General features: G+C 52.0%; 25 protein-coding genes. 13 read left to right on the top strand and 12 right to left on the bottom strand.

Annotated elements, in window-relative coordinates:
- Positions 1 to 166: 166 nt before the first annotated feature.
- Positions 167 to 952, top strand: coding sequence for an SDR family NAD(P)-dependent oxidoreductase (locus K3T83_RS25355; protein ID WP_220205715.1), 786 nt, complete (start codon positions 167 to 169; stop codon positions 950 to 952).
- A 164-nt stretch (positions 953 to 1116) separates the two neighbouring features.
- Here K3T83_RS25355 and K3T83_RS25350 read toward each other — a convergent pair whose 3' ends face one another.
- From K3T83_RS25350 to K3T83_RS25335, 4 genes are all read right to left on the bottom strand, one after another.
- Positions 1117 to 2511 carry a spermidine synthase gene (locus K3T83_RS25350; RefSeq protein ID WP_220205714.1) on the bottom strand — a complete coding sequence of 465 codons (1395 nt, stop codon included), beginning with the start codon at positions 2509 to 2511 and terminating at the stop codon, positions 1117 to 1119.
- A gap of 363 nt (positions 2512 to 2874) precedes the next feature.
- Positions 2875 to 3696, bottom strand: a complete 822-nt coding sequence (locus K3T83_RS25345; RefSeq protein ID WP_220205713.1) for a phosphosulfolactate synthase — start codon at positions 3694 to 3696, stop codon at positions 2875 to 2877.
- Positions 3689 to 5065 (bottom strand): MmgE/PrpD family protein, encoded by a 1377-nt coding sequence (locus tag K3T83_RS25340; protein ID WP_220205712.1) that lies wholly within the window; start codon positions 5063 to 5065, stop codon positions 3689 to 3691. The genes K3T83_RS25345 and K3T83_RS25340 overlap by 8 nt, the downstream gene beginning before the upstream one ends.
- Before the next feature lie 46 nt (positions 5066 to 5111).
- Positions 5112 to 5879, bottom strand: coding sequence for an IclR family transcriptional regulator (locus K3T83_RS25335; RefSeq protein ID WP_220205711.1), 768 nt, complete (start codon positions 5877 to 5879; stop codon positions 5112 to 5114).
- Positions 5880 to 6456: 577 nt separating this feature from the next.
- On the opposite strand from K3T83_RS25335, the gene K3T83_RS25330 reads away from it, so the two are divergent.
- Positions 6457 to 7185 carry a DedA family protein gene (locus tag K3T83_RS25330; RefSeq protein WP_220205710.1) on the top strand — a complete coding sequence of 243 codons (729 nt, stop codon included), beginning with the start codon at positions 6457 to 6459 and terminating at the stop codon, positions 7183 to 7185.
- Between the two features lie 164 nt (positions 7186 to 7349).
- On the top strand, positions 7350 to 7760 hold the full coding sequence (locus K3T83_RS25325) for a hypothetical protein (protein WP_220205709.1): 411 nt from the start codon (positions 7350 to 7352) through the stop codon (positions 7758 to 7760).
- Between the two features lie 57 nt (positions 7761 to 7817).
- Here K3T83_RS25325 and K3T83_RS25320 read toward each other — a convergent pair whose 3' ends face one another.
- A complete protein-coding gene (locus tag K3T83_RS25320; protein WP_220205708.1) occupies positions 7818 to 9113 on the bottom strand; it encodes a GNAT family N-acetyltransferase in 1296 nt (431 codons plus the stop codon).
- A 158-nt stretch (positions 9114 to 9271) separates the two neighbouring features.
- Between K3T83_RS25320 and K3T83_RS25315 the strand changes: the two genes are divergently transcribed.
- Genes K3T83_RS25315 through K3T83_RS25305 form a run of 3 tightly spaced genes read left to right on the top strand, consistent with a single transcriptional unit; the run spans position 9272 to position 10847 of the window.
- On the top strand, positions 9272 to 9898 hold the full coding sequence (locus K3T83_RS25315) for a TetR/AcrR family transcriptional regulator (RefSeq protein ID WP_220205707.1): 627 nt from the start codon (positions 9272 to 9274) through the stop codon (positions 9896 to 9898).
- Between the two features lie 30 nt (positions 9899 to 9928).
- A complete protein-coding gene (locus K3T83_RS25310) occupies positions 9929 to 10333 on the top strand; it encodes a nitroreductase family deazaflavin-dependent oxidoreductase (protein ID WP_220205706.1) in 405 nt (134 codons plus the stop codon).
- Positions 10334 to 10364: 31 nt separating this feature from the next.
- A complete protein-coding gene (locus tag K3T83_RS25305) occupies positions 10365 to 10847 on the top strand; it encodes a methyltransferase family protein (protein ID WP_220205705.1) in 483 nt (160 codons plus the stop codon).
- A gap of 7 nt (positions 10848 to 10854) precedes the next feature.
- Here the strand turns inward: K3T83_RS25305 and K3T83_RS25300 are convergent, their stop codons facing one another.
- Positions 10855 to 12492 (bottom strand): hypothetical protein, encoded by a 1638-nt coding sequence (locus tag K3T83_RS25300; protein WP_220205704.1) that lies wholly within the window; start codon positions 12490 to 12492, stop codon positions 10855 to 10857.
- A 259-nt stretch (positions 12493 to 12751) separates the two neighbouring features.
- Between K3T83_RS25300 and K3T83_RS25295 the strand changes: the two genes are divergently transcribed.
- Both K3T83_RS25295 and K3T83_RS25290 read left to right on the top strand, forming a co-directional pair.
- Complete coding sequence (locus K3T83_RS25295) at positions 12752 to 13927, top strand: serine hydrolase (protein WP_220205703.1); 1176 nt, start codon at positions 12752 to 12754, stop codon at positions 13925 to 13927.
- A gap of 97 nt (positions 13928 to 14024) precedes the next feature.
- Complete coding sequence (locus K3T83_RS25290; RefSeq protein ID WP_220205702.1) at positions 14025 to 14918, top strand: SirB1 family protein; 894 nt, start codon at positions 14025 to 14027, stop codon at positions 14916 to 14918.
- Here the strand turns inward: K3T83_RS25290 and K3T83_RS25285 are convergent.
- From K3T83_RS25285 to K3T83_RS25270, 4 genes are all read right to left on the bottom strand, one after another.
- Complete coding sequence (locus K3T83_RS25285) at positions 14911 to 15441, bottom strand: class I SAM-dependent methyltransferase (protein ID WP_220205701.1); 531 nt, start codon at positions 15439 to 15441, stop codon at positions 14911 to 14913. The genes K3T83_RS25290 and K3T83_RS25285 overlap by 8 nt on opposite strands.
- Entirely contained in the window at positions 15438 to 17282 is a 1845-nt protein-coding gene (locus K3T83_RS25280) for a MutS family DNA mismatch repair protein (RefSeq protein WP_220205700.1), read from the bottom strand. Before K3T83_RS25280 ends, K3T83_RS25285 begins: the two co-directional genes overlap by 4 nt.
- Before the next feature lie 24 nt (positions 17283 to 17306).
- A complete protein-coding gene (locus K3T83_RS25275; RefSeq protein ID WP_220205699.1) occupies positions 17307 to 18005 on the bottom strand; it encodes a hypothetical protein in 699 nt (232 codons plus the stop codon).
- Positions 18006 to 18536: 531 nt separating this feature from the next.
- Positions 18537 to 19637: a Gfo/Idh/MocA family protein gene (locus K3T83_RS25270; protein WP_220205698.1), complete on the bottom strand. Its 1101-nt coding sequence runs from the start codon at positions 19635 to 19637 to the stop codon at positions 18537 to 18539.
- Between the two features lie 250 nt (positions 19638 to 19887).
- Here K3T83_RS25270 and K3T83_RS25265 point away from each other — a divergent pair, with 250 nt between their 5' ends.
- Together K3T83_RS25265 and K3T83_RS25260 are read left to right on the top strand one after the other, a co-directional pair.
- Complete coding sequence (locus K3T83_RS25265; protein ID WP_220205697.1) at positions 19888 to 20466, top strand: AAA family ATPase; 579 nt, start codon at positions 19888 to 19890, stop codon at positions 20464 to 20466.
- Positions 20463 to 21728, top strand: a complete 1266-nt coding sequence (locus K3T83_RS25260) for a GNAT family N-acetyltransferase (RefSeq protein ID WP_220205696.1) — start codon at positions 20463 to 20465, stop codon at positions 21726 to 21728. Before K3T83_RS25265 ends, K3T83_RS25260 begins: the two co-directional genes overlap by 4 nt.
- Here the strand turns inward: K3T83_RS25260 and K3T83_RS25255 are convergent, their stop codons facing one another.
- Positions 21729 to 23138 (bottom strand): sensor histidine kinase, encoded by a 1410-nt coding sequence (locus K3T83_RS25255; protein WP_220205695.1) that lies wholly within the window; start codon positions 23136 to 23138, stop codon positions 21729 to 21731. It abuts the gene before it with no gap.
- A gap of 448 nt (positions 23139 to 23586) precedes the next feature.
- Between K3T83_RS25255 and K3T83_RS25250 the strand changes: the two genes are divergently transcribed.
- Together K3T83_RS25250 and K3T83_RS25245 are read left to right on the top strand one after the other, a co-directional pair.
- Entirely contained in the window at positions 23587 to 23802 is a 216-nt protein-coding gene (locus tag K3T83_RS25250) for a hypothetical protein (protein ID WP_220205694.1), read from the top strand.
- A gap of 125 nt (positions 23803 to 23927) precedes the next feature.
- Entirely contained in the window at positions 23928 to 24977 is a 1050-nt protein-coding gene (locus tag K3T83_RS25245; protein ID WP_220205693.1) for a hypothetical protein, read from the top strand.
- Here the strand turns inward: K3T83_RS25245 and K3T83_RS57295 are convergent.
- The gene (locus K3T83_RS57295; RefSeq protein ID WP_268963475.1) at positions 24964 to 25095 is read right to left on the bottom strand and encodes a hypothetical protein; all 132 of its coding nucleotides are present in this window, start codon (positions 25093 to 25095) and stop codon (positions 24964 to 24966) included. The two genes, K3T83_RS25245 and K3T83_RS57295, sit on opposite strands and share 14 nt — an antisense overlap.
- 126 nt (positions 25096 to 25221) lie before the next feature.
- On the opposite strand from K3T83_RS57295, the gene glk reads away from it, so the two are divergent.
- On the top strand, positions 25222 to 26199 hold the full coding sequence (glk, locus tag K3T83_RS25240) for a glucokinase (RefSeq protein WP_220205692.1): 978 nt from the start codon (positions 25222 to 25224) through the stop codon (positions 26197 to 26199).
- Positions 26200 to 26224: the final 25 nt, after the last annotated feature.

Raw genomic sequence — 26224 nt, 5'->3', positions numbered from 1 at the left:
ATGGAGCAAACATACGGCGAAGACTTGTTCGGTGTGCGCACTCTGAGATACTATTAAGCAATAGAAGGGTATTTATCCATGATGAGTTGTAACAAATGAACCCGGAGATTTCCCTCCATTCGTGGTTGTTCAATGTTGCGAATGAACGTTGATGAGGAGTAATGATATGAGTACACTTTCAGGGAAAATAGCACTGGTCACAGGAGCCGGGCTGGGGATCGGACAGGGCATCGCGCTGGAACTGGCGCGACAAGGAGCCACTGTTGGCGTCCATTATTCTCATAGCGCGGATGGCGCAAAAGAAACGGTTGCCGAGGTCGAACGTATGGGCGGCAGAGCATTGTTGATACAGGGCGATCTCGGGCAGATTCAGGAGTGTCGCCGCGTGGTCGATGAAGCAGTAAATGCCTTTGGTGGGCTGGATATTCTTGTCAATAACGCCGGTGTGACACGGGCCGACAAATTTCTCAATATTTCCGAAGCAGTCTATCACGAAGTATTTAACTTGAACATCCAGGGCTATTTCTTCTGCGCTCAGCAAGCGGTTCGCTCCATGCTCAAGCGCGGCGGTGGCTCGATTGTGAATATCACCTCGGTACATGGCTATGCTGGCTTCCCCCGGCACTCGGTCTATGCCGCCACTAAAGGCGCGATCAACGCCTTTACACGCGAACTGGCAATAGAACTGGCTCCCGATCATATCCGGGTCAATGCAATCGGGCCAGGACTCATCGAGGTGCCACGCTATGAACATCTGGCAAATTACACGAGCGAATTCGGCGCGACGCTGGTTCCCTGGGGACGCCCAGGTCTTCCTAAAGATATTGCTCCGGCGGTGGCCTTCCTGGTCTCTGACGCCGCCGACTTCATCACGGGACAAATCCTCTACGTCGATGGTGGCACGACCGCACGCCTCGGCCTCTTCTGGGAACAGGGCGACGAACCGCAATAGCAACCAGGGCCGAGAAGCCTTGGGAGGGAGAACTGTGCTAACCTAGTTCAGTAATACCAGATCGGAAAGCAGTTCTACGGGTGCTCGATCATCAGTGAAGATCAGCCTCCCATTGGAATGTCCCCGTTGAGCTTGTGGGACGACTTCTTTGGCAAGTTGTCCCATCATCTCATGGGGGAGAACTGTGCCATATTCGCCCGAAAGGTCTCCAGAGAAGTGGGCTGTATGGTTGCTATTATTTCGGTGGTAAGCCTCCCTGGCACATCAAAAGTATATATGCTGGGGAACACCTGGCTCAACGTGTTCACAAAGGCCTGCACCAGTCGATAATCCCTGGTATGAAATGCGTTGAGCACAACAACGCCCGTAGGCGAGAGGTGGTCACGAATCAGGTGGAAGAATTCACGGGTCGCGAGTTGGAATGGAATATGCGATTGATTCATAGCATCCAAAATCACCACATCATACTTCTTCTGTGTGGCAGCCAGAAAGGTACGCCCATCCTGGATATACACATGTAGATTCGGCTCATTCATATCGAAATATTGGCGTCCCACGTTGACAACCTCTGGATCGAGTTCCACTCCATCGATAGCCACAGGACCATAGACCTGCGTAAACAGGCGTGCCATAGTCCCGCCAGCCAGACCAATAATGCCCACTCGTTGCAACTGACGTTTCTGAAAGCCTGGATTGAAGTAAGGAGCTACTATGCCATAGTCCCAGTATCGACCAGTAAGTATCCTGCGATGGTCTGAATAGTAGATGGAATGAATGCTCTCATCGCCGTTGAGCAGAAGCTGACGTGTGCCATCGGGGAGTTGCGTCACCTGGATATAGTTATAAGGCGATTCCTTCTCATAAAGCAAGTCTGGTATCACTTTGAGCGGTCCTAGCGGCAGTACCAGTAGTATCAAGGGGATTACCACTGAGAAGCGCCAGATGCGGCGCATTCCCCAGAGTGAAGCGGCAAAAATGAACACCCCAAAGAGGAGCAGAGAGCGTCGTACGCCGATGGAAGGGATGAGAAGCAGGGACGGCAAGAAGGTGCCGAGAATGCTTCCCAGCGTCGAGAGGCCATACAACGAGCCGCTCAAGCGTCCGCTCCTTCCCACCTCACGAGAGAGCAGGCGGATAGCAAAAGGAGAGATAAAGCTAAGCAGGATGACTGGCACGGCGAAGAGCGTTATTTCGATGAGCAAGGTAGAGGCTAAAGCGTCAGGAGAAGTATTCTTCAATCCGGTAGTTGACCAATTCAAGATAGCGGGGCTGGCAAATGAGACAAGCGAGATAGTGAGTCCTGCCAGAGCTGTCAAAGTACAGAGAACCTGTGCCGAAGGATAGTGATCGGCCAATTTGCCTCCGAGAAAATAACCCACTGTGAGGGATAACAGGATGGTGCCGATCAAAAGAGCCCAGATCAAAAGTGAGCTTCCAAAGTAGGCTTCCAGTAAGCGCTCTGCACACATTTCCAGTGCCAGCGAGACCATGCCGCCGACGAGAACGAGCATGGTGAGAAAGTGCTGTACTGTATATCCTCCGGTTCGTTTGACTGCCATGTTTTTTTCATACTCCTTAGCAGATTCTTCTGGGCCTTTGAGTCGATCACCCTACCATGATCCGATTTTCTTCTTCCTCACTCCCGTAAGCTAGGCCTTGTCAGTGGAACTCGCTTTTCGCTTAGATTTGAGATGATGACGAAGTTATGGTATTAGTGACAATATAATACCATTTGGCTTTATCCAAAGGGAAATATATGTGCTAAAAATATAGTGAACCCCTTTTTCCGTGTGGGCTTCTCTTGTGATGGCAGCAAATTGGTAAAGCGGACGAGAAGCCATCTTCTCGCCCGCCTTGTTTAACATCGGGGATATCCTTCGATGTGGTCAAACAAGCCGCTGCTTGATTTCTCGACCGGTGCACTAGCCCTTGAATGTCAGCACGCGTCCCCACAAACTCTTGGTTCCCCAGATACCTGCACGCAAGCATTCAAGCTGTACGATTTGTGAATGATCGACAAACAGATTCACTTCAGGCCCGTAATTCTTGATATACCAGGCGAAGACATCGGGATCGGCCCCCTCAAACATCACTTTCTCCAATCCCAACGCGCCAATGATCTTCGCTACTGCATCCGTGCGCCATGTCTTGACGTTTTCAGTGATGCCCTCGGACTCGATCATAATCATGTAGGCACCTGCATCCAGAAAGCGCTTCGCCTGCCCGATGGCCCACTCGACATCACGCGTCCCCTCGGCTTCGAGTTCTTCTGCCGCGCTCGCGCCACCAGCTCCAAACTGAATCCCAACCTCCGGCTTGGCCTTCAATCCCGCCTTCTGCACCTTCTCAACCAGACGCAGCCAGTCATCGACCGGAATAGTGATGAAGCCGCTGGAAATTTCCAGAATGTCGAAGCCAACGTTGCGGCACTCCTGAATATAGCGATCAACGGCTCCGCTGCCCTGTGTCAGCACATGTTCGATGAAGCCACCAGTAGAGACCATCACGTTATACCGATGTGCGGTATCGATGATGTCCTTCAATGCCTGTGGTGGCATCAGCGAGAACGAACCACCGGCAAATTTAAGCGAATCAACGTACTCGCCCATCGTTTCCAGCACATCTTCCAGATAACGCTTGCCCATCGGCGTGTAATAGGGCCCGCGAATCTCTGTGATCCCACGCATGCGCGGCTTGCCCTCGCGCTCGTTGGTGCGAATAAAAGAAAATCCTCGCTCACTCATTGTTCTTTCCTCCTACTTTTGCCAGAACTTCACTCAATTGCCGCACCTCGACATCTTCCAGGTGCGCAACCATCGTTTCAATCATCAGCAACAATTGTTGATCGGCATAGGGAGCTGCCAAGCGCTCAAACTTGCCCTTCGCACTCTCCCATGACATTGGACGCGTAGCAAATCCTTCATAGTTTCGCTTCTCAGTACTGTACTGCTCTCCGCTCTTGAGGACAACGCGCAAACGGCAGGGCATCTCTTGCGGGAAACGGCTGCTGAGGTCTGCGTCGGATCGCACCTGCACTTTGCGCAAGAGCGATTGTACGTCTTCGCGTAAGATGCGTTGCGGCTCATATTGCGCGGGCGAGACGGTGCCATCTAACAGCGCCACAGCAAGCATGTAGGGCAGGCTATGGTCGGCCTCCTCCTTCGTGCTGATCCGTTGCTTGTCGCCCTCCTCGCCGCCACCAATAATGTGATACGCCACATCAAACGTGTCCAGTTCGATGCGCTCTACCTCTTCGGGGCGCAATTGATGGGCAGCCCGTAGCTCCAATAGCCCTTCGATGGCCGATTGAGAATGAAATTCGGCGTTGTACTTCTTCACGCTACTGTTCAGGACTGCTTCCAGATTTTCGTGCTGCCAATCAAGCGTAAAGGGTCCAGCAATTGCCTCCATAAAGCCTTTGTTGCCCTCAAAGACTTCTAGCGGCCCCGTAATGCCTCGCATCGCCAGAAAAGCTGCATGCGTTGCGCCGAAGACCGTGTTGGGATAGGCCAGCCCCTTCCAGTTGGAGAGCTTGCCCGTACGCGTCACGCGCAACGCATTGTTCGCCGTTCCGCTGATTGCAACAGCGTTCGCCGTTTGTGCCACGTCCAGGCTCAACGCTTTCGCGATACCTGCTGCGGCAGCATATGCCCCCTGAGTTGTATGATCAAAGCCCTTTGCTCGTACCGGCGCAACCTCTGAAAGCCTGCCCTGTATCTGATAGGCAACTGCCAGTGCGGTGAGCAGTTCCTTGCCGCTCTTCGCTGCATATTCACACCCGGCCAGCACAGCCCCCAGATTGTCGCTTGGATGGCAGGTTTCGCCTCTGGTCGGATAGCTATCGTTGTAGTCCAGGTAGCGCACAAGGGCCGAATTGTAGAAAGCGGCCCGGTCAGGAGCCGTCTTGCCGCCGCCGATCAGTGTAGCCAGAGGCTTACCGCCGAATTCTTCGATATGGACGCGCAATCGCTGAATAGGCGTACCCTCCAATGCGCCAATTGCACAGCCCAGAGCATCCAGAATGCGAATCTTGAGCTGCTGTCTGGCCGCCTCCGAGATATCGTCATAGCTGGCCCGCACGACAAAACTCGCTAATTTCTCAACTAAGGTCATCTGTACCTCCTTTTCTCCTATCCTCTATCTTTATCACGATTGAAAGTCATTTTGCGTATCCCAGATCATATGATGCACGCCGGGCGGCTTCCTGGACGAGCGGGATATAACGGGTGCGCTGCTCTTCGCCCAGACGGGCGGCAGGTACAACGAGCGTCAAAGCTCCAACCTGCTTGTTGCCAACCTCAAAAATTGGTGCGGCTAGTGCCGAAACGCCAGAGGCACGCTCACCATCGCTATAGGCCCATCCCTGCGCACGCACCTGTGCCAACTCCTGCACAAACGCGCTTTTATCGAACTGTTTATCGTCAAAGCGAGCAATGCTGGCGTCGATCAGCGCATCTCGTTCCGCTGTGGACAACCACGCCAGTAACACCTTTCCAGCTGCCCCTCGATGCAAGGGAAGCGGCGCGCCAATATCGGCAAATGGGCGTAGATTGTGTGGGCTGCTCACGACTTCGATCACGATGCGCGTCTCATCCTGGCGAATATGCAGTTCGGCGTTCTCTTCCGTCTGCTCATTGAGCCAGCGCAAATACCCCTGCACCTGCCGCCGCACATCGATCCCCTCGGCAACCATTGTCCCCAGGCGTAAGAGTGTCATACCCAACCGAAATTGCTGTCCATCCCTCATCAACATTCCATGCTCGCATAATGCCTGAGCCAGCCTATAAACAGTGGGCAGTGGCATATTTGTGCGTGCCGCAATCTCCTGGGGAGAGAGGGCAACGTTCCCAGCCGGAAAAGCCAACAAAATTGCCATCGCCTTATCCAGCACCCCCACCTTTGTCTCGCGTATTTCTGATCCGTCCATCAATTTCTCTACCTCAGAATTCCATATATTGGAATCAGCTATCAAGATATGGAAGACATAGGTAATATACCCTCTTACTGCGGTATTTGTCAAGGTGGCAATGGTATGTTTTAACAACTTATAGCGGTAAACGTCCCTCATGTTGTAGTCGCGCGATAAATCGCGCGACTACAACATGAGGGACTTCCTGGATTATTTGGTTAATCTTCATTATTTAGTGAGGTGTGTAAGCGGGCAGAAAAAGGGGCGCGACTGATAAACCCGGGCAGCAGGCACCAGCAGTTGCCGGCCGGTTTATCAAGCGCTCCCCTCTTACTGGGAGGATTGCTCAGCAAAAAGAGAAGAGAAGCCCCGTCGCCTCTCCCCTCAGTCCAAAGAACGACCTCGTTCCCTTATAGCAAGGATATGCTCTGTAGATGAAATGAGACTGGGAAGAATCTGAATCTAAGCTGAGAAATTGCTTGCTTGCTTCAGCTCTCAGGCTGGCTTCAGCAAATTCACAGTCTCCCCTTAGACAAACAGGATAAGCTGTTAGTGTTGTTTTTTCAAATCGCCGACCAGTTCGCGGAGTTTATATATGCCAGCCTTCTCGTTGCTTGAATGGATTAAAGCGCTAGAAACACTTTACAACCAATATGGATATCCCATCGTCTTTCTCGGGGCGCTAGGTGAAAATACAGCACTGCTCGGTCTGTTGCTTCCCGGCAATTCGCTTGCACTGTTGGGCGCGTTCTATGCACGCTTGGGAACACTGCAACTCGGTTGGGTCATCTTCTTCGCATGGCTGGGAACCGTCATCGGCTATCATATCGATTATCTGCTCGGTCGGTACGCACTGGCCTATTTGATAACACGCTGGGGTAAAACAGCGCTGGGACGGCGCTTGCGCCTTGCCGGACATATCCGGCTCGCGCAAAGAATGCTCTACAAACATGGCGGCAAGGCCATTCTCATCTCCCATATCGTCGGCCATCTGCGCTCGTTTGTCGCCCTCAGCGCTGGCATTACCCGTATGAAGTACCATCAATTCCTGCTCTTTGAAGTAATCGCGGCCCTGCTCTGGAACACGGCTTTTAGCCTGCTGGGATATCTGGTGGCGGCGAACTTCGATCTTGTGGAAAGAATCATCGGGCAAACGAGTGGAATCATCTTTACGGTTCTCGTGCTGGCATTTCTTGTCTGGAAGTGGTGGCAAGGTAAAAAGCGAGCAATGATCAGACAGCGTAAGAAAAACGTGTTACAAGAAAACAGGCCGCAAAAGGCTATAGGCATATCTACCGCTCCCCTGCAACCGCTGGACCGCTGAGCTCTCTCAGGTTCACTTCAGCCACCTCTCAATATCAATTCACAAACATGCAGTATCATACTGTCTAGATACATTGCAACACGTATCGTTACATTTCTTAGATAGTAGTCAGAATTGAGATATATAGACAAACAGGCTTCCCAGGCTTGGAGGAGATTAGATACATGACGGGCCTCTTATTGATCTGTCTGGTCGCGATTGTGGCTGGCGGTATTGGCTATATGCTTGGTCGTCGCGCAGCCGAACGCCAGTATGCCATGTTTCCAGGGGGACAGACACCGCTTCAACAGCGCGACGGCCCCCAGGAATATTATCGGCCATACAATAACGATGGGCCAGGATATGGGCCTCAACAGCAGGGATACATGGCGCAACAGCAAGGCTATGCCCAACAACAACAGGGCGTCAATCCCTGGGTAGCTGGTGGCATAGGTGCCGCCGCTGGTGGTGTACTGGGCTATGGATTGGGGCAGGCAATGGCTGAAAACGAGTCACAAGAAGCTAATGCTGCACCCGCCGAAGAGAGCTTCCCTGATGCCGGCGACTTTGGCGGTGATTTCAGCGACAACTGGTAAACTTGCTATTAGATAGAAATCTGCTATCCCTCTCTCATGTGGAGAGGGATAGTGTGTTTAGCGCTTCCACCTTGTTTGACATTGCTCAATCAGCGCGATCATCTCTGGACGCTCAAAGTAGTTCGCCCACCCCAAAGCCGTTGATCCAAACTCCCCATCCTTGATACTCAGATCATGCGGAACTACGAGCAGCAGTTTAACCAGTTCAAGATCGTCTCGCTGGATCGCTGTATGCAGTGGAGTTGCGCGCCACTCGCCACGTTGAAGATTCACCAGTTCGGGATGGCTGGCAAGCAAGATCGGGATTTGCTCTTTCCAGCCCAGATCCCAGGCTGAGAGAAGATCAAGGCAAACTCCATGCTTGACCAACCATTCAGCCGATGCAGATTGTTGACAACGCACAGCAATGTCAAGCGGCGTCAGGCCATTGGGTGCCGCTTCATGCAGTACTCTCTCCTCAACGCGTTTACTGGCCTCATCGAGCAGAGCAATATCACCTCGCCCAACTGCCTCTAGCAATGCTACTTGCTCCTCGGTTAGCGCGGAAGCAGCAAGTGTCCGATCCCTTAGATACCAGGTGTGACCATATCCCATCGATTGGAAACCAACACGCCGGTAAACAGGTTCGCCCATCTCAGTTGCATTTAGTACGACATGATGGCAACCCACCTGCCGAGCCAGTTCACAGGCAGCTTGTGCAAGAGCGGTTCCAATGCCTTGCTTACGAGCGGCAGGTATCACTCCCATACTGAATAATCCACCTATCCCGCGCTCACCCGTCGTCACATTCAGAAAACAGCGTCCGACCACCTGCTGCCCCCGAAACGCAGCCAGGTGCCAGACGCGGCGAGGCTGAACATGCGCCAGGGCTGCCAGGATTGCAACATCTTTCTTGTTATAGTAGGGAAGATTATCTACCTGCCATACTGGATCATCTTCAACCACTCGAATGCTCACATTGGACGGGTACGTGTGATGCTCTTTGAGATAGCTCAGTTCACACCACATCCAGTGCGGTTGCCAGTTTGGTTCAAATCCGCGAGCAAACATGCGTGCGGCAAGGTCTCCTGGTGGCGTCGCTGTCAAATACCAGCAAATTGCTCCCTGCAAGGGGAGCTGACGACGATACCAGTTCACGAGACGACCTATTTGCTCATTGATTTGAGAAACATCGACCGCGGAAATAGCCACATGGCCGCAGGTCCACATGATTCCAGCCTCACGCACAACTTCCCTATCGCCCGCGAGACGTTCATAGCACGCCTGAATATTGAGGCTCAACGCCTGCCAGCGCTGCTCAATTGTCGCATTCACACCAAGAAATAGTTCTTGCTCCATATTCTCTCGTTTCATGATACTTCTATGTTCCCTGATCCATTTATGCTATTCTACGTGCAGAACCAAAATGAGGTTATTCGCTATAACAGAACTCGTTCCACCCTTGACAATCTCTCTTTTTTATGTCATAATCGTAACGTATGGTACGTTACGATTTCGATATGAGTAGAAAAATGGAACAGAGGCAGAACAAACGCGTTCAACAAACACGAGAGCGGCTCCGCAGTGCCGCACATCACCTGTTTCTTCAGCACGGGTATCTGGCGACGAGCATCGATGCTATTCTGGCGGAGGCCGGTGTTTCCTCGAAGGAGACGCTTTATCGTCATTATGCCGGTAAAGAAGAACTGTTTATCGATGTTTTGGAGCATCTGATACAGGAGCAACCGGGCTTCTCCACCTGGCTTGCAGAGTTGCCCCGTCCGCAGGATCTCTCGTCGTTGCGTCAGACTCTCATGCAACTTTCCCATGAGATTTTGTCGATCATGAGTCAGCCTGAATATCTGGCTCTGGTACGTATGATTATCGCTGAGTCGGCGCGCTTTCCACAACTCGGCTCCCTGTTCTTTTCCACCATCACGCAGCGCGGTCTCACGATCGTCACAACGATGCTGCAAGAGGCCAGGGAGCAGCACGTCGTCGCAGACGTTGATCTGGAAGCCGTCACACGCGCCCTGATCGGTGGATTGATAACCTATGGCTTCACTAACCTTATGTTTGCAGGAGAACAGCCACCACCTCCAGCTTTCGACCGGGCCGACGCGCTCATCGAAGTCATGATACGCGCATTGACACCCTGATCATTGTTTTCTGATTCCTTCGAGGAGGATATGATGTTTCCCAATCGTTTGCGCTACTTCAATAAACGCTTCTTGAACCGCTTTATACTCAAGTTTGCCGGCTATTCTCGCAACTCGTTTGCTGTCGTTCGCCATGTTGGACGACGTAGTGGCAAAACGTACGAAACCCCTATCATGGTCGAGTCAAGAGGCAAAGAATTTATTATCGCATTAACGTACGGTCCTCATGTAGACTGGTATCGTAATCTGCTCGCAGCGGAACAGGGATCGCTGATCTGGCAAGGAAAAACCTATACGATAGGAAAACCTGAACCAATGAATTCAGACGTTGCACGAGCCGAGTTCCCTTTGCCTCAGCGAACTATCTTGCGGCTGCTTAAAGTCCAGCATTTTATTCGCGTCGCGTCATCAGTTGTTGAACCCGCCAGGACGTAGTGTCGTCCTGATAAAAGCAAGGAGAGCTACTATGGTCGCGCTAAAAACACTCATTTTCACAATTCTGGTGCCGGGAACGGTAACAGGTGTAGTTCCCTGGCTTCTGTTGCGCTGGTCCCATGAAGCAATTATGCCTGCTCCCTCACTCTGGCTGATTGGCTTGCTCCCTCTCCTGCTTGGAGTAAGCCTCTACTTCTGGTGTGCAGGAGCATTCAGCTTCATCGGCAAAGGGACGCCAGCACCCATCGATGCACCGATCTTTCTGGTCAGGGCCGGACCATATCAATGGGTGCGCAATCCGATGTATGTTGGCGTCCTGACTACAATCATTGGTGAAGCGATTCTTTTTCATTCACTACCATTAGTTGGCTATGCACTGCTATTCTGGGTAACGACTCATCTGTTCGTGACATTGGTTGAGGAACCAGAGCTGCTTCAGCAGTTTGGCGAGAGTTACGAAACCTACCTGCGTACTGTTCCGCGCTGGCTCCCCCGCTTCTCACAAAGCGCATAATGTAGAGCTATTCCTGATGACCGACGCTCACAGGCACATGGCTCAAAGCGTGAATACGCTCTGCGGCCTCATCGCGTGTGATCTTACCGGCCAATAGCTCGTCAAGCACACCTTCAATCGTGCTTGGGGCAACAATCTCTGTAGAGCTGGCAGAAACATCATTAGTGGCTTCGTCAGCTGGCAATACAGCGGTTGTTGTCTGTTGTTTGTGACGCAATCCTAACAGATGTTCTCTGCGCGCAAACCAGAGATAGATGCCAGCCAGGAAGAGGCCCACGATAAAGGTTGCCAGACCTGTATGCATCACTATCTGCCAGTTCGTAATTGCTGAACCTAACAGCGCCGTCATCCAGGCATAAAGCGCCGTCGCGCCGCCAATTGCCAGCGCCAGAATGCCGCCGCCCAGCAAGGCCAACACTGCCCCACGACGCGGTCCGCCAGCAGTCGCCGCCTCGCGAGCATTACGACGCAGCAGAGAGAGATCCAGTGGAATATAACCCAGCCCAGCAACGACAAATGCAAGAGCGGCTACCCACGATTTCGCATCAGGCGCGTTGGGTATCGGCGTCAATGTTTGAAAGAGGTTATAGAGCAGATTTCCACATCCCCACCAGAAGCTCGCCGCTGATAGTACATCAGCGATGGCAATCTCCATCAAAATCAGTACATCCTCATCGATCATCCCCTCTCGTGCGGCTCTCTTCAGCCAGCGATAGTAGACGACAACAACGAGCACGCCAAGCAGCAGCGGCGAAAGGAAATCGTACTGTGCACCTGCTCCCAGGATATCGACAAGCGCGGCGGGCGTATTGAACAACGGTAAAATGAGCAATTGGGCTGCAAAAAAGATGCCAGCCAGGAGAAAGCCTACACCATAAGCAAAGCTGGCTCCATGCAGGATGAGACGGAGCAGGCGCGCCTTATCATCTCTCACCAGCCAACCATAACCAATCCAGAGCGCCACAAACCAGAGTAAGCCGACAATCAGGTAGAACAGGTTGGGAGCCTGGCAATCGCTCACGCCTGCATAGCTGCGACACTGCTCCAATGCAACATTGCCACCAAAAATCACTCCATCTACCAAAGGCCTGACGACGTTAAAGCAAGCAAACGAGACATAGCTGAGCAGAAAGATCTGCACGCCATAGAGATGCAAGCGCTGAAAGGCTAACGCAGCCCTGGACTGCATCTCTGTGCGCCGTCGCTCCCATTCCAACAACCCGAAGAGCGTCAGAGCCGGTAGAGCGTATGACAGAGGACTGGCGGCATCGGTCCCCCCATAAAAGCCAAGACTGCTAAACACAGAAAAGCCGATGAGTGGCGCGGCTATCGCTATAGCCACAGCTTCGGTCACATTCAGGAAAAAAGAGCGAATCGCACTGGTGCCAGCAGATTGATTACTCCGCATATCTCGATGGATCAACCAGTAATGTAGCCCACCCAGAGCACCTGCAATTACCCACGTCACCACTGCAAACACCAGCGCCTGCACAACTTCGGCCTGTGAAGCCGCATAGCCATATGAGCCGCGCAACGGGGTAAGCGATAAGAGCGCATTCAATAATCGCCCGGTAATGACAGCAACAAAAACGAGCAAAGCAATATAGACAGTATAGAGGTAAAAACGATAAAGATTGCGTAACATAGCTACCTCCTGATAAACAATGCATCGACCAGAGAAGAGCCTCTGCTGGTCTGGCATCAACATCACTAGTATATGTCAGGAGAAAGCCAGTCAGTGTGAGTCATATGACCCATTTTCCATCTACATATGCCAGATGCCAGTCACCAATTCGCTGTGGGTAGCGTTGTATCCATACAGGCAACATCCGGGGTTGAAAAGCATATTTTCTTTGCCGAATAGAATAAAAGAGAGAGAATCAATGTCAGAATAGGGATGACTTATGAATGCTTCACCCAACAAATTGTTCGTCTGGTATATCAGCCTGTTTGCATTTGCTATCTTATTACACGTTCTTATCATCGATACTGTAGAGCCCGTATTTTCCTCTATTCGCAAACAATCTTCTGTTGCTGCTGCTACACAGATGAAAACCGTTGCAACGGTCGCCAGTGAGGTTCATCAGCAAAAGAGCCTGGGGTGCATCCCCATCACTGCCTCCATCGCATTTGCCGGAGAACGAACTATCTGGAGCAGGCAGGCAACGGCCCTCTTCACAACGCCTGATCCTGGTTCAGAGATTGCCCATATTGGATTACACTTCCCGCTCACGCTGCTGCAAAACCCTTGCTGGGCGGCTGAAACGCTCTGGTATGCAGTTTCGTGGTCCACCCCCACCGGCAAAAAAAGCGGGTGGATACCAGCAACAGCCACAACATTTTTGCCTTCAGAAGACGCGGAGGAGTGGGCATCATTGGATATTCTTGCTCCAGAACTGCTCACATTTCTTGCTCCGTTCGGCCTCCACGTGGGAATCTCCATCTTTGATGTTTCCCATCAACGCCACTACACCTATCAAGAACATCAACAGTTCATTGCTGGCAGTGCAATGAAAATACCTATCATGCTCACATTTCTTGACATGCTCGAACGCCAGGGGCGAGAGCCAGGCGCTGAGGAACTGACGTTGCTGACAACGATGATCGAGAATTCAGACAACGATGCCGCTTCCACCCTCTACTTCGATGAAATGAATGGAGCTGACAGCATCACACAACTCCTCAAAGCGCAGGACATTGATGGTCTGACTCCATCAGCAAATGCCTGGGGCTATAGCCTGATCACGCCCCAGGCAATGGCAGATCTGCTCACGCTTTTGCAGCAAGGCAAAATCTTGAATCAATCACATCGCGCGCTAGCACTGAGCCTGATGGAACAGGTGGAGCAGGATCAGAAGGTAGGGGTTGGGGATACAGCTCCCGCTGGAACTACTGTTGCTATGAAAAATGGCTGGGTCGTGGCCCCTGATGGCCTCTGGGCGATGAACTCGTCTGGTATCGTTATGGGGAGCAAGGAAACCTATATCCTCACCATTTACACTGAGGGGCTATCGTCTTTAGCAGAGGAGCAGGCTATTGCCCAACATATTGGCAGCACTGTTGCCTCGCTCCTTCATTAACCTTCTCAGCAGTACGATTGCGTCCACCGTCGCCCCAGCTTTCTAAGGGCCGGGGTGTTGCAAAATGCCTCATTTTATGGTTTAATGCGCTAAGATTATGGCAGAAAGATTTCCCAAAGATACAGCCCAACAACGCACCTATCGAGCGTTTGCAGCCCTGCTCGCTGGAGATGATGCAACGATTGACCTGGCTCAAGCGGCTCTTTTAATTGCCAGCGTCGAGTATCCCGACCTCGATATGGCGCACTATATATCTCAACTCGACGCGTTTGCGCGGCGGGTACGGGCGATTCTCGCTCTGCCTGACCACGATATCCTCCCACAACTTCCCTCAGAGACCGAACCGTTCGCAGTTCTCGACGCATTAAATCAGGTTCTCTTTGTCGAGGAACGCTTTCAAGGCAACCTGACCGATTATCACAACCCCGATAATAGCTTTCTCAACAAAGTCCTCGATAATCATACCGGTATCCCAATCACGCTCTCATTGCTGTATATGGAAGTTGGGAAACGCGTTGGCATCAAGATCGACGGCATCGGCCTGCCCTATCACTTCATGGTCGGCTATCGCTTACCTGATGAACGCATCTATATCGACCCGTTCGAGAATGGACAGTTTCTCACCGAACAGGAATGCCACACGCTGGTTCGCCGCCTCATCCGCAACAAAGCGAAGTTTCAACCCCACTGGTTCGAGCCAATCACGCATCGCCAATTGCTAACACGCGTCCTCAACAATCTCAAACAAACCTACATCGATCTGGAGGAGTATCAACGCGCGCTCTCCACCTGCGATATGATTATCATGCTCTCACCACATCTCGCCTTCGAGCTACGGGATCGTGGCATCCTCTATCTTCAGTTAAAGCGCTATTCACGCGCCCTGCACGATCTCACCGACTATCTCGACCAGGCTCCCGACGCCAAAGATCGCGATGAGATTCTGGAGCATATCAAAACCATTCGCCAGATTATCGCCATGCTCAACTAACCAGGCTCGCGGCAGAATACATTTCACGCACATAGCGGCTGGGCACCTTCTCTAATAAATGCGTCTCTCTCAATCCACTGCGACCTGCCAGCGCGCTCCACGCCTCATAAGAGAGGGGATACGGTATCCAGGGATTGCTACGATCAGTGTTGTATTCCACCAGCAACAGACTGCCCCCGGATCGCAGATAGCCATGCACACTCTGCAACATCGCCTCCTTCTTGCGCACATAATGCAGCGAGTTCGCCATCACAATTCCATCTAGCGTGGGCAGGCTGAGAGGTTGCGTGAAATCTGCGGCGAGGCAATGCAGCGTCACGGCGGGAAACATAGCATGCATGGTCCGTTCAAGTTGCTCAAGCGCCCGTGCATTTTTATCAACCGCATAGATCGTGCAGCTCGGTCCGAGCAGATCGGCAAGGGCCAGCGTAAACGCTCCCTCGCCACAGCCCAGGTCGGCCCAGACACCACCAGGTTCCAGCACACCCTTACGTAACAAATGCACATGATCCTCGTGCTTCATGCTTTCTCCTCTATCGGCAGCCCCTCCATCTGCATGATCTTCAGCGCGTTGGTCGTGGGACAGGGGCCGGGCCGCAATATATAATCAAATACCATATTGCCATTCACAACCTCTTCGCGGAAATGATAGTTTTGCACCTGCGACACGCTCTCGGCCAACTTCACCAGTTCCAAATCGTGCGTCGAGATTGCGCCGACACAATTGCGACCCACCAGCGCCCGAATATACGACCGGCTCCCAATCAAGCGTTCACGATTATTAGTGCCTTTGAATATCTCATCGATGAGGAAGAACAGCGGATACTCGTTCGGCAACTCAAGCGCATCGAGCAGGCGGCGCAATCGCCTCACCTCGGCATAGAAGTAGGAGTAGCCCTCTGTCACCGAGTCGCTGACCCGAATACAGGTGAAGATACGAAACAGCGAGACGCGCAACCGTTGAGCATTCACGGGACCGCCAGCATAGGCCAGACAGAGATTGATGCCCAGCGTGCGCAAAAACGTGCTTTTGCCCGCCATGTTCGATCCCGTAATAATAATCACCTCACCGGATCGATCCAGTGAGAAGCTGTTCGTCACCTTCTTCTCGACTGACAGCAATGGATGGCCTAACGCTTGCGCTTCAAAGAGGACTGCTTCCTCTTCGTGCGACACCACTTCGGGCAGCGTATATTCAGGATTGAGATAGGCAAAGGTGGCAAGAGAGCAGAGCGCCTCCAACTCAAACCAGACATGCAGCCAGATCGGAAGCCGTTGCGCGATCCGCTCTTTATACTGGCTCAAGCGATAGGCACAATACGCATCCCAGGGGATCAGCGCATTTACGATCAACCAGAGCAGGCCATTATTCTTGAGTGTCGCAGCAGAAGCGACACGCCCAACACGGTGCAAGAGGCGCGATGGACTTTGCGTATGATCAGCCCAAAAAGGCTCACAGAGTTGTCTGACATGAGTGTGGCGACCATAGGGATACTGCTCAAGATAGGTGAAAACGGCGCTGAGGGTGGCAAAAGAGTAGCGCAAATAGCTGGCATCCTCAAAGATATCGCCGCGCTGCTTTGCCGTGAGAAAGAAGAACAATAAGCCACCCACCAGCGTAAATATCCAGAACTGCGGCATCGCCACAAACAGGTTGAGCACCAGCAGAACCAGGGTTAGCGCATTGAGCAGCGTAGTTATCCAGAAGAGCAGAGGCAAAGAACTGGATGGCATATGTTGCGAGAGCCAGCGCTGCAAACGCTCGCCCTCCACCTGCTCGGCCATATGTTGTGAGGCAATCAGCGAATGGAGCAGCAGTTTATCGCGGAAACGCACCAGTGGCGTTAACTCGTGTACAAGTTGCTGACGCTGCTGAGTAGTTGTAAGATCTGGCCTGGTGCTGAGCAACCAGTTCGCAAGGCGTGTACTTCCCTCACGCGAAACCGCTGTATTGAGCAGGCGATGGAGCGAATGAGGACCAGTAATGTCCAGATCAATCTCAAAGGGATGTTCGGGGCGCGGATCTGCCCGGTAGCGGTCCGGGATATGCTCCCAATCCAGCCGCATGCGCGCAACCTGCGTTCGCCTGATATGAAGCAGCACGCTATGCCGGGCGAGGCTGCGATCAATCTTGCTATGATAATAGGCAGCAATAGCGAAGGCCAGCAGTGTGAGCACTACCAGTGCTGCACACAGCCAGCCATTCACGAAAAATGCCAGCAGGCTCGCTCCTAAGCCACCAAAAAAGATGGCAACCCGCGTCCACGAATATCTATTGCTGCGTCGATCCAATCGATCAATACGTTTGCTCAGGCGCTCCATCTGCCGTTCGAGCAAGTCTAATCGTTCCTGTCTCTTATCCATATCCTATCGGGCACGCGGCCATCATCAACGAGCAACCTGTCCCTGATTGATAATATGGGGGAAGCCATCGTTGCAATCGACGACATAGCGTGCCGCCACCTCATTTGTATTTGCTGCCGAGCCGTTATGAAATCCTCTTGTGGCATATTTACGGGTCGCAGGCGCTTTGCCGGGAGGCATAATATAGATCACCTCGCCCGTATACTGGCGCTCGCGTTCCTGAATTGTGATCGTATCTCCCACATTAAACTCGCCCTTATTCATCGGCCCGAATAACCCGGTAAGTTGCTGTTGATTATTACGCTCAAATTTGTAGTATTTATAGATACGCTGTCCATCAGAGATAGTTTCAGTAACAGGTACACGTTCATCGGTTTCAAGAGTGATTACCCAGAGGCTGAGAAATGCTTGTGGCTGCACGACATCGACGGGACTCCACATGATCGCTTTACAATCTGATCGAGCATGAATAGTATCGAGCGCGACCCGTTCCAGCAACTTGATCCGAACGCAACGCAAAATGCTCTCGCTTTCGCGCTGACTGAGATCCATCAGAGGGGCGATCTCAATACCGTTCACTTTAACTAATGCACGCATGCCGGACTCTTGCCAATCAATGGGATCGAGTGTAAGATGAAGTTCTTCGCAAATGCCTGCTATTTGATCGGCATACAGGCGTGCCTCTCGCTGCTCTTCAACATAATTATGGCGTGTATAAGTCATGGCGTACGGCTCCTCTGGGGCAGATGGCAATGTCATCTTCTTGGTTAACCATTCCACAATAAACGTGAGGGGAATGCGTCTCACCTGTAATGTGTGATGGACACGATCATGTAAGGAAGGCAAGCACACTAACTTCTGCTCTCGTGCTTCTCTCGGCAGATATGGTCGTGGTTCTGCAAAATCAGCACAGCTTTTTGAGAGGAGAAACGGTCGGGCATATCGTATCTCTCTATAGTAAGTCACATTTTGCCAGGCGATGTCAACAGTACATCCTACAATTAGACCGTACGTTCTATTATATCTGAAAAAGAGGAGGTTGTCAAGAAATTGCGCGACGCTTTATGCTGCACCTTTATAGTGTTTAATATTCATAAGCTTCTCTCTTTAACCACCAGAAGGTATCCGTATAACACCCTTCTCTATACATGATACAGATACATACAAATGCAGGCATATCGACCATCCAGGCAAAAAATCCCCGATAGCTGTTAAGCAACAACCATCAGGGATGAGAATATCTCTTCTTTTGTGCTATGGACGCGGCTCTGGATGCAAGTCGCCTGATTGCAGCATCGCCACCAATGGGTGGTCATCGATCATCAGGGGGAGATCGACGCGGCCTCGTTTGCGGCTGCTTTCATAGAGCGCGAAGATGATCTCAGTCGTGTTGAGGGCGCGGCGGGCGCTTAACTCCGGTTCGCGACCCGTCTGCAATGCATCGATAGCATCGGCAAGGCCACGACCGATAAAGTCGAACGAATGGATGCCTTCGCCCGTATCTACCACTTCCCATTCGCTGCTCCCTCGCTGCTTCACGCGCAAAAGCGGCTCTCTATGAAATGGTCTTGCATCTGGCTCAGTCGGTCTCACAGCAACCTCGATAATGCCATCGGTGCCGATCAGACGATTATCCGCGCCAACCATCTCTTCGCCGAGACCGGTAGCGATAAAGCCAAAGACGCCGTTTCGGTAGCGCCACTGCCCGATGGCCTGGTTCTCGATATGGACGCCAAAAACGAAGTGCTGCGTGCGATAATCGATCTGGCCCATCACCCATTCAGCCGGTTGATCTCCCGAATAAAATCCGGCCATATCGATGTAGTGCGTCCCCCAATCGAAGAGGTTAGAGCAGGCAATCTCGACGCGCTGAAGTTCGCCAATCGCACCGCTCGTCAGCAGTTCTTTAGCCTTTCTAAACGGGCCACCGAAGCGGCGCTGATGATTGAAGGTCAGCTGCACTCCGCGCCGTTCGCATTCCTGCGCCATCAGGCGAGCGGCTCCCCACGAATCGGCCATCGGCTTCTCGCAATGGACGGCGCGCACTCCGGCAACGGCACAATCGATGACCATTTGTGCGTGCAGGTGCGGCCAGGTGCAAACGCTAACGAGATCAAGGTTGCTTTCGGCCAGCATCTTTTTGTAATCGGTAAATATTCCCTCCTGCGGGATACCGTTTGCGCGTGCAAATGCTTCGGCGTTCTCCGGTACAATATCCGCACATGCTACCAGCTCGCACTGATCCGCAAGCGTTCGGTAAGCGTCGGCGTGAGCATAAGCCATCGCAAAACCTGTCGCATCTGGCCGCTCCTTCTTTCTTCCTGTGCCGATAAGACCAACCCGCAATCGTGCCATAGATACCTTTCCCTTCTCTGGTTCACTCACATCTAATCTGCATCATTGCAACAAAATACAAAGAACGTCATCCATCCAACCGTCATGTCAGATGGTTTCTCCACAGAAAACGTCATCCATCAGCCTACACAACAATTCTATCACAAAGGCAGATTACAGGTCGCCTGGTTACAATCCCTGCTTGTGTATGCAAAGGCAATGCTGGTAATATATCCGGACAAAGTGAAAAGATAGATGGATTGGAGCAACCATGTCCGACAAGATGCGGATATATATTGTGGGAGGCCCCGGCAGCGGCAAAACAACACTTGCCAAACAGCTCTCCCAGCAACTCTCGCACCCCTTTTATGAAATGGATGTCGTCGGGTGGGAAAACGGGTACGGTGCCGAGCACCCTCTAGAAACCAAATTGGCTGATATTCACCAGATTGCGGATCAAGCGGCATGGATCTGCGAAGGTGGTGGCTGGGATTGGACGGAGGAGCTTTATCGGACGGCCGACCATATTGTCTGGCTGGATCTGCCCTGGCGTATTGCGGCCTGGCGTATTGTCTCGCGTCACATCCGCACCAGTCTCGCAGGTATCAATCGACATCCAGGTCTACTCAAGCTCTGGCGCTTCCTCCTCTATGCACGAGGCTTTTATCTGAGCAAAGATCCCGCCTTTGAAGGCAACGTGGAGATCGTACGCAAACTACATCCCTTCATGCACAAAGTTGTACGTTGCCGCCGCGCTGCCGATGTCGAGGCATTTGTTTCTCACATGCTTCTGGAAGCACAGACAACTGATGGTAGAATGAACTATCATAAGAAGGAGCAACCGTTATGACCGAAACTTCTCTCATCGTGCGACCACTGGCAACGCCCGCAGAATATCATCTCCAACTCATGCTTGCCGACCAGGAGTTCTCGCCGAATCCCTCTCCTGAAAGCGTGGAGCGCTGGCAGCGTTTCATGACAGGCCTGCCCGATTTTCGTCCAGAGCAGTTGCGTGGTGCCTTTCTTGGCGAGCAACAAACGGGCGGATATATGATGTACGAGCGCGAGATGCGAATGGGCACGGCTCGTATCTCCACTGGCTGCATCGGCATTGTCGTCACCCATCCTGAGCATCGCAGACAGGGCGTGGCAACGACCCTTATGCGCGACGCCATCGATTTCGCTCGCAGTCGCAACCATGCCCTGCTCTTGCTCGACGGCATCCCCAAGTTCTACTATCGCTATGGCTATACCGACATGCTCGATCTCTCCGTTGTGGAAGTTGATCGCTCGGCAATCCTGGCTGTACCGGCCAGCAACTATAGCGTTCGTGCATGTACCGTTGATGATGCGGAGGCAACGCTCAGGCTCTACAACCAGCAGTACGGCTCATATACTGGCTGTTTTGTGCGCACATTGGAGCGACAGCGCTATCGCCTTCAGACGCGTTCTTCACCCGATGTGGTCGCGCTGACCCCCGATGGAGCCGTGCAGGGATATCTCAGCGGATTTGATGGCAATCTCGTGCAAGAAGTTGCGGCAGACAACTGGGAGGCGCTGCTGGCACTGATGCAACACCATGCTGTGATGTTCAAAGAGAACAATACGCCTCCGGCGACATTGCGCTATCGCTTGCCGGTTCATGATCGGCTCGTGCAATGGATGCTTGATCATCTGGAAGTGCCTGACACCTCGCATTGGCAGCATCCCGCCGAGGAATGGGTGCTACGAGCCGAAAGTTATCACCATCGCCACGCCGGGTGGATGGCGCGCATCGTCCACCTGCCAACCTTGCTGCAATCGATCCTGCCAGAACTTCAGGCACGCTGGCAGCGTGGACTGGCACAATGGAACGGACGAGTGGTTCTCGCTATCGGTGACGAGTTGTGCGCGCTGCATATCGATGGGCGACAGATCACGCTGGGCGACCCTGAACATGTCACATCGGGCGTCGAGGCGATACAGATCACGCCGCAGGCTTTTACACAACTGCTCTTTGGCTATCGATCTGTTGCTCAGACGATCTCAAACGCTTCCGACGAGATGCTTGCCGTGCTTTCCATCCTCTTCCCAACAGGGCACGCCTGGCTTGCCAGCACCGATTGGTTCTGATTATTCGCTCTGGGGAAGGGCAACATAAAAGGTTGATCCTTCTCCAGGGATACCTTCACTTTCCATCCAGATATATCCATTCATCGCTTCGGTCAACTGCCGACAGAGGTACAGGCCCAGGCCCGCACCGCGCTGCGTACTGTTAATGGCTCTATTGAGGCGCATAAACTTGGTGAAGAGGCGTTGCTGATCTTCTGGCGCGATCCCCGGACCCCAATCGCGCAAAGCAACCACTGCATAGCGCTGTTGAACAGAGAGCGGTGCGATCTGTTTCGTCAGCGGAATACGGTCGGTAAGCTGGTCGTAGGTCAACGATTCTGCCCTGATCGCAATCCCCTGTGGCGCGGGAGAATATTTCAGCGCATTACCTATCAAGTTGAGCATCACCTGTCTGAAACGTAATTCATCGGCGATGACGTAGAGCGTATCCGGGATATGGATCTCTACCGGACGGCTCTCGCGTATGAGTAGTGGCTCCATGATCTCTACTATCGTACAGATGGGATCGAGCAAACGTATGGAACGCAGATGCATCTCAACCTTGTCCTGATCGATACGGCTGGCATCCATGATATTGCCCAGCAACAGCCCTAACTCCTCGCTGGCACGATGAGCATTGCTGAGAAACTGCTTCTTCGTGTCTTCGGAAAGCGTCCCGCTAAACGTATCGAGCAGCTCAAGATAGCCCTGAACCGCCGTCAACGGCGTGCGTAACTCATGGGAGGCGGTCATCAGGAAATGATTCTGCAAACGCTCGGACTCTTGAGCAATTTTGAGCGCCTGGCGTAACTCGCTATACATGGAGGCGTTTTTGATGGCAATAGCGATCTGCATGCTAATGGCGATCAACATATCAAGATGCTGCCGTTCAAAGCTATGCTCTTTAAAGCTGAGTGCAGTAAGGATACCAAGCGGCTCCTTCTCATGCCTGATCACAAGAGAGATGCCGGACCGAGGCTTTCTACCAGAAGGAAGCGACAAGTCATTTTCTAGAGTATCTGCTAATCTCGGCATGGCCGCCTTGATCCTCATCCACTCCTCTTGCGTCGAGTAAAATATCAATGCCTGCTCTTCCTGCCCGAGAAACTCAAGAAATAGTGGTGGCAGTGCTTTATTAGCAGGAAAAGACAGGATCTCGCCATCTTCTACCTTGAATTCCTGGATGATTTTTTCCTGCCGCTGATCATAACGGTCAATAGCAAAAAAATCGATAGGCAGCAGTGATTTTAGCTGCTGATATATCGTCCTATATACAGTTTGTAGATCGCGCAATGCTTCTGGAGAGAGCAGCACATTGCTCACCTTAGTAAGTACCCGCAGCTCTTCACGCGCCCGCCGCGCCTCTTCTTGAAGCTCTACTATCTGCTCTCGACTCGTTACGTCTTTCTGAAAATCTGGGAAACTATCCACGAACATACCCTCCCCGATAATCCATTTGCATTACCAATCATCCACAGCTCAAATACACCATGCAAATATACATATATTTTTATACATAATCGCAAAAAATATAAGGTGGTACAGTTGGGTATCCAGAAATTTATCGCCATTTTGCATGACATACAAAATTGGTAACAGATTGATTTTAACACGAAGAAGCAAGAAATGTGTACACCATGTTTGTCTTTCTTCCCAGACAGAATTTACTCTTATTTCCTGCACCGCCTCAAAGAATCTACCCACTTTTTGGCATTGCAACCCGCCTGCGTATTACAATTTGTAATGAGAATGCGTACGAAATTGTCTTCTTACTTTTTGTAACAATTTTGCGATGGTTTCTTCACATTCTTTTTACATTCGTTGCGTATACTCTTAATAGGTAGATCATTGGACCTGAAAAGTAGAAAGGAACAAAGCATTGGGTAATCAGGTCTTACCACAACAAGACTTTTTTATGTACATCCCTGAATTACGGGAGATGACAAAACCATTTAGCAAAGATTGTAGCGATGCCTCCTCTTTGAAGGCGACTCTTCCTTCCACGCTCAATAACTGGGTGCAGATCGCACTGGATGGTCAAATGACGGTCTATGCCCACGTCTGGGATAGCGAGGAGGAGGAAATCGTTGCCTGAAAACGATATCTGCGCTGCTATCGTTGCCAAAATCTACAAGAATATTTGCCTGCTTGACATTTACACCTATCTGTGTTACTCATGTTCTGACGGAGGTGTGGTGGTGAAGGATTATCGTGCAGGAAGTGAGCAATACACATATGCGTGCAAAATTCGTAGCAGGCGTGGCAGGGCTGTGCGCCATTGTCGTCACTCTAGCCCTGATCTCTGGCCACCTGTTCGTCCCACCGAGTCAGGCAGCACTCCATATTCAACCACATACTGCATTACAAACTGCTAACTCCCTTACGCCACATACCAGTCCCACAGCTTCGCACCATGCTTCCAGCAATTCATCGCAAGAAAAACTGCGCGACATGCTTTCAACCCTGCACTATCTTCACGGTCCCGATGGCTGGGCGTGGAACACCAGTCTCTCCGCCCATCGCTTGCTAGCGTTTTATGGCAACCCGCTCTCCGATGTCATGGGTCCAATCGGACAATATGGCGACAATCAACTAATGGCAAAGCTGCAAGAGCAGGCCGCCGCCTACGCACAACTTGATCCGACTCATCCAGTTATTCCCGCGCTCGATTATGTAACACCCGTTGTGCAGCCGGTCCCGATGAAAGATAACTCCTGGGTGTATCGCATGCCGCGCGCATCGGTTGAGCATTATATCCAGCTGGCCAATGATCACCATGCTTTGTTCTTTTTTGATATGCAGGTCGGCCATAGCACCGTGCAAAAAGAAGTCGATCTGGTCTGGGACTATCTGCAAAGGCCAGGAGTGGATCTCTCGCTCGATCCCGAGTTCGATATGCCGCCTGGCGCTATCCCTGACGAGGTCTTTGGTCGTATGACCGCCACCGAGATTAATGGCGTGATCGACCGGCTCTCCACGCTCGTTCAGACCCATCATTTGCCGCCCAAGATCCTGATTATTCACCAGTTTCGCCTGGATATGCTCCCCGATTGGCAAAAGATTCATCTCAAGCCAGGTGTGCAGATCGTCACATGCGTAGATGGCTTTGGCACACCTGGCGAGAAGATCGATGATTATCGGATCTTCGATAAGCAACAGCTCATACAATATCCGGGCATGAAACTCTTTTATCGCCTGGACAAACCGCTGATGCCCCCCTCTGCGGTGTTAGCACTCGATCCGCCACCCATGCTCGTCATGTATCAATAAGCAGCACTTCAACAATCTCCTCGTCGTAGTCGAGCGATTTATCGCGCATAGGCGGGATTCCACGATAAATCGCTCGACTACGACGAGGAGATTGTTCATCTTCTTCAGCATTCACCATTCACATACGATAGTGAAACATGTGAAGCACCCTATGAAGGAACGCCGCTCCCATCCCCATACAGGAATGTAGGGGTTTTACGCGGCGAATATATAAACGCTTTCGTATGGAAGGGATGGTTCAACTATGTTGCTGGCTGGTGATAATGGAGCGACGAAAACGCAGCTTGCCCTCTTTGCCTCGCCAAATGATCTGCGCGCACCCCTGGCAACTGCGAAATTGCCGAGTGCCGGTTATGAGAGCTTCACAGCCCTCGTCCGGGCTTTTCTGACCGATATCTCCTATCCCATTACGCGGGCTGTCTTCGGGATCGCTGGCCCGGTTCTCAACGGCCGCGTCAAAGTTACTAGCCTACCCTGGATTGTGGATGCGCGCCAGTTACAAGAGGATCTGGCGATTCCCGAAGTCCATCTGCTCAACGATCTGGAAGTAATTGCTCACGCCGTTCCAGTATTGACGCCCTGCGAGCTATTCACGTTGAATGCTGGAACACCCGTTCCCCGCGCACCGATAGCGGTGGCAGCAGTTGGCACGGGACTGGGCGAAGCCTTTCTGCTCTGGAACGGCGCACGCTATCAGGTCTATCCATCCGAGGGAGGGCTTGCGAACGTGGCCCCCATCAATGCGCACGAGGCCGGACTCCTTACAGCATTGTTTCACACGCACAGCCATGTCAGCTATGATTTCCTCTGTGGTGGCGTTGGCCTGCCACATATCTACGCATTCCTCAAAGAAACAAGCGGTCTTGGAGAGCCGCAATGGTTAGCCACCCGGCTTAATAACGCACATGACCCAACTCCGGTCATCGTCAAGGCGGCGCTAGATGATGTGGAACCTCTGTGTGTTGAGACACTTAAGCTATTTGCGAGTCTTCTAGGTGCCGAGACTGGCAATATGGCGCTGAGAATGCTGGCAACTGGCGGCGTCTATATCGGAGGCGGCATCCCTCCCTATATTCTCCCCTTCCTGCAAAGCGACGCCTTCATGCAGGCCTTTACTAACAAGGGGCAACTTTCCACATTATTGGCCTCAATACCTGTGCATGTGATCTTGAATGAGATGGCAGGAGTCATCGGGGCAGCAACCTACGGTTTCACGCTATAAACGACGATACATAGTAACGATAGAA

It is taken from the genome of Reticulibacter mediterranei (assembly GCF_016587455.1).
This window is presented reverse-complemented; position numbering and strand designations above follow the sequence as displayed.